Origin of the sequence: Methyloglobulus morosus KoM1 (genome assembly GCF_000496735.2) — a bacterium.
Taxonomy (GTDB): Bacteria; Pseudomonadota; Gammaproteobacteria; order Methylococcales; family Methylomonadaceae; genus Methyloglobulus; species Methyloglobulus morosus.
Genome location: NZ_AYLO01000154.1, coordinates 1 through 3234, shown reverse-complemented (window position 1 = coordinate 3234; position 3234 = coordinate 1). Strand labels below are relative to the sequence as shown.

Here is a 3234-nt window from a genome sequence, read left to right as displayed (position 1 = left end):
ATAATTGCGAATTGGGAAGATTTCTCAGACCTTGTTCCAAGCCAACATTGGATAAAGCAACGTATGGATGAACTGGAACAAACTAGAAATTATGTCGCACATAATAGACTATTACTTCCAGGAGAGTTTCAACGTATTGAAATGTATGTAAATGATTGGAATAGAATGGTTGGACTGTAAATCGTAGCTGACGAATTTTTAATTTTAGAGAATCAGCCTAATTACTACCAATTTCAAGGAACAGATTAAACCATGACTATTCAAATCGACGGCGCACAAGGCGAAGGCGGCGGCCAAATCTTACGTACGGCGTTGACCTTATCCATCATCACCGAACAAGCCATCCAGATAAAAAACATCCGCGCCAAACGCAAAACACCCGGTTTAATGCGGCAACACTTGACTGCCGTGAATGCGGCGGTGGCGATTTCTGGTGCGGAAATCAATGGCGCACAAGTCGGTTCGACAGAGTTAAGTTTTAATCCAAGCAAGGTGCAAGGCGGTGATTACAACTTTAACATCGGCACGGCAGGCAGTTGTACCTTGGTGTTGCAAACGGTGTTACCGGCTTTGTTGATGGCAGAGCAGGAAAGTCGACTTGTTATAACCGGCGGCACGCATAATACGATGAGCCCGCCGTTCCATTTTTTGCAACGCGCATTTATCCCGCTGTTAAAGCGGATGGGCGCCCCGGTGGAATTGCAGCTAAACCGCTTCGGCTTTTATCCGGCGGGCGGCGGAGAAATTATCGCAACGATTAAACCCAGCGCTCAGCTTATACCGTTGCATTTGGAAAGCCGAGGTGAACGGGTTAAGGCTTATGCGGAAAGCTACTTTGCCGGGTTACCTGCCCATATTGCTGAACGTGAACTCGCCGTGGTTAAGCAGAAGCTGTCCTGGAGTGATGGGCAATTGTTGCTGCGTGAAATCAACCGCAATCAAGGTCCGGGCAACGTGCTGTTAATCACTTTGGAGCATGAACAGGTCACCGAAGTGTTTACCGGCTTTGCCGAACGCGGCGTGGCGGCAGAAGTTGTGGCAAAAGGTGCGGTTTCCAAAGCGCAAAAATACTTAGCCAGCACTGCGGCAGTTGATACCTATTTGGCAGATCAATTGTTATTGCCGATGGCGTTAGCGGGCGGCGGTTCTTTTACCGCCACTGAATGGAGCCAACATGCGGCAACCAATGCGGAGATCATTAAAAAATTCTTGCCGATTGCTATTCAAACACAAAAATTGGGCAATGGCGCTTTTGCGGTAACGCTAACGTCAAATAAGTAAGAAAATAATATTTGACAACCATTTATTTCTGCGTAGAATCGCGCCCTTAATTTTAACCAACCACAAAGTAGGAGGCTGTATGTTCGATAGTGCAATTAAATTCAGCCTTGCATTCGTTAGTCCCCGGTAGACCTTCTCTTCCGATCTGACAACGGATCGGGCTTCCACACACAAAAACCAATTTTTTTAATTCGACCGATGGGGTCAAGGCTTTGCTTTGCCTAAGATTTCGGTCTGTGGGAGTTTTCTAATGAAAAACCAAACCCGTTGGGCATCAAGTGCCGCTTCCCTCTGCGTCGAATTCGGCGAAGAAGATGGCATTGACCCACGTTATTTTGTTAAAGAATCGCGCCCGAAAACGCCACATAAGACCTTGCAACTGTGCAAAGAAGCCAGTCGTATCGTCACGTTGGTGTTAGCGGGCGAAACCAAACATCCGCTGTTGCGTGACTTACACGTGTTATCGGTTGTGCCAGAACAGGAAGGCCAGTCACTCTGTGTGACGGTTGCCCATAATGGAAATGACCTTCAAGTTTCAGGCGATGAAATACTGGCAGCGTTAAAGCGCGTGCAAGGATTGTTACGTTGCGCGTTAGCGCAGGCAGTGAACCGAAAACATACACCGGTGTTACGTTTCAGGTATGCGGGTGTTGTCGGTAAAGGAGGTGGCTAATGCCAATCAAGACCATTATTACCAAAGGCAAAGTGCCGGTAAAAATTTATACCGATGACATTGAGGCCGAAGCGTACCAACAGTTGCTGAATATGTCGCAGATGCCGTTTATCCATAGCCACATTGCCGTGATGCCGGATGTGCATTGCGGTAAAGGGGCGACGGTGGGTTCGGTAATGCCCACTGTCGGCGCGATTATTCCGGCGGCGGTCGGCGTGGACATCGGCTGTGGCATGAAAGCCTTGCGCTTGTCGATTAAGGCGCATGACTTGCCGGATAACTTGCGGTCGTTGCGCTTGTTGATTGAGGCGGCGATTCCGGTGGGCTTCAACCAACACAAGCACGATCCCGTCAAACAATCGACGGTGACGGGTTTATCGGTAGGATTGCATAAAATTTTGGGCAAGCATCCCAAGATTAATACCATGCAGAAGAAACCTTACCAAACTTGGGTGCGGCAACTGGGTACCTTGGGCGGCGGCAACCACTTCATCGAACTTTGCCTGGATGAAAACGACGATGTGTGGGTGATGCTGCATTCCGGTAGTCGTGGTATCGGCAATGTGATCGGCGAATATTTCATCAATCTGGCCAAGAAAGATATGGGGCAACATATCGTCAATCTGCCGGATAAGGACTTGGCGTATTTCAAGGAAGGTGCGAAGCATTACGATGATTATCTGGAAGCCGTAAGTTGGGCACAGGATTACGCTATGGTAAACCGCCGAGAGATGATGAACTTGATTTGTGACGCTCTGAAAAAGAAGTTACCCAAATTCGGCATCACCAAAGAAGCGATCCATTGCCATCACAACTATGTGGCTAGGGAACAGCATTTTGATGCTTCAGTTTGGGTTGCCCGCAAAGGTGCAATCAGCGCTAAAGCAGGTGAACTGGGCATCATCCCTGGCAGTATGGGGGCAAAGTCTTACATTGTGCGTGGCTTGGGCAATCCAATGTCGTTTTGTTCCAGCTCTCACGGGGCAGGACGGGTAATGAGTAGGGGTAAGGCTAAACGGCATTTTACTATTGATGATATGGAAAGCCAGACTCATGGCGTTGAATGCCGCAAAGACAGTGGGGTGATCGATGAAATCCCCGGTGCTTATAAGGATATCGACATTGTAATGGAACACCAGTCTGATCTGGTGGAAATGGTGCACACCTTAAAGCAGGTGTTGGACGAAGCCGCTAACGCGGAGAAAAGCGCCGCCGCCTGATTAATCGATAAAATGTAACCTAAAGCCCTAAATCACAATGGGGCCCTCAACAACGAATCA

Annotated in this window: 4 protein-coding genes; all 4 read left to right on the top strand. The window is 48.4% G+C overall.

Translation table 11 applies throughout. From position 1 onward, the window contains the following. On the top strand, positions 1-180 hold a 180-nt coding region (locus tag MGMO_RS20740), incomplete at its 5' end, for a Swt1 family HEPN domain-containing protein (protein WP_235557321.1). 72 nt (positions 181-252) lie between these two features. Beyond that, complete coding sequence (gene rtcA, locus MGMO_RS17535; protein ID WP_023496422.1) at positions 253-1281, top strand: RNA 3'-terminal phosphate cyclase; 1029 nt, start codon at positions 253-255, stop codon at positions 1279-1281. Positions 1282-1531: 250 nt separating this feature from the next. Next, positions 1532-1954, top strand: a complete 423-nt coding sequence (locus MGMO_RS17530; RefSeq protein WP_023496421.1) for a ribosome-binding factor A — start codon at positions 1532-1534, stop codon at positions 1952-1954. After that, positions 1954-3174, top strand: a complete 1221-nt coding sequence (locus MGMO_RS17525) for an RtcB family protein (protein WP_023496420.1) — start codon at positions 1954-1956, stop codon at positions 3172-3174. Before MGMO_RS17530 ends, MGMO_RS17525 begins: the two co-directional genes overlap by 1 nt. The last annotated feature ends 60 nt before the right edge of the window (positions 3175-3234 follow it).

Excerpts from the sequence above, each read along its gene's own strand:
- MGMO_RS17530 (WP_023496421.1), top strand. The coding sequence starts at position 1,532 with ATGAAAAACCAAACCCGTTGGGCATCAAGTGCCGCTTCCCTCTGCGTC.
- MGMO_RS17525 (WP_023496420.1), top strand. The coding sequence starts at position 1,954 with ATGCCAATCAAGACCATTATTACCAAAGGCAAAGTGCCGGTAAAAATT.
- rtcA (WP_023496422.1), top strand. The coding sequence starts at position 253 with ATGACTATTCAAATCGACGGCGCACAAGGCGAAGGCGGCGGCCAAATC.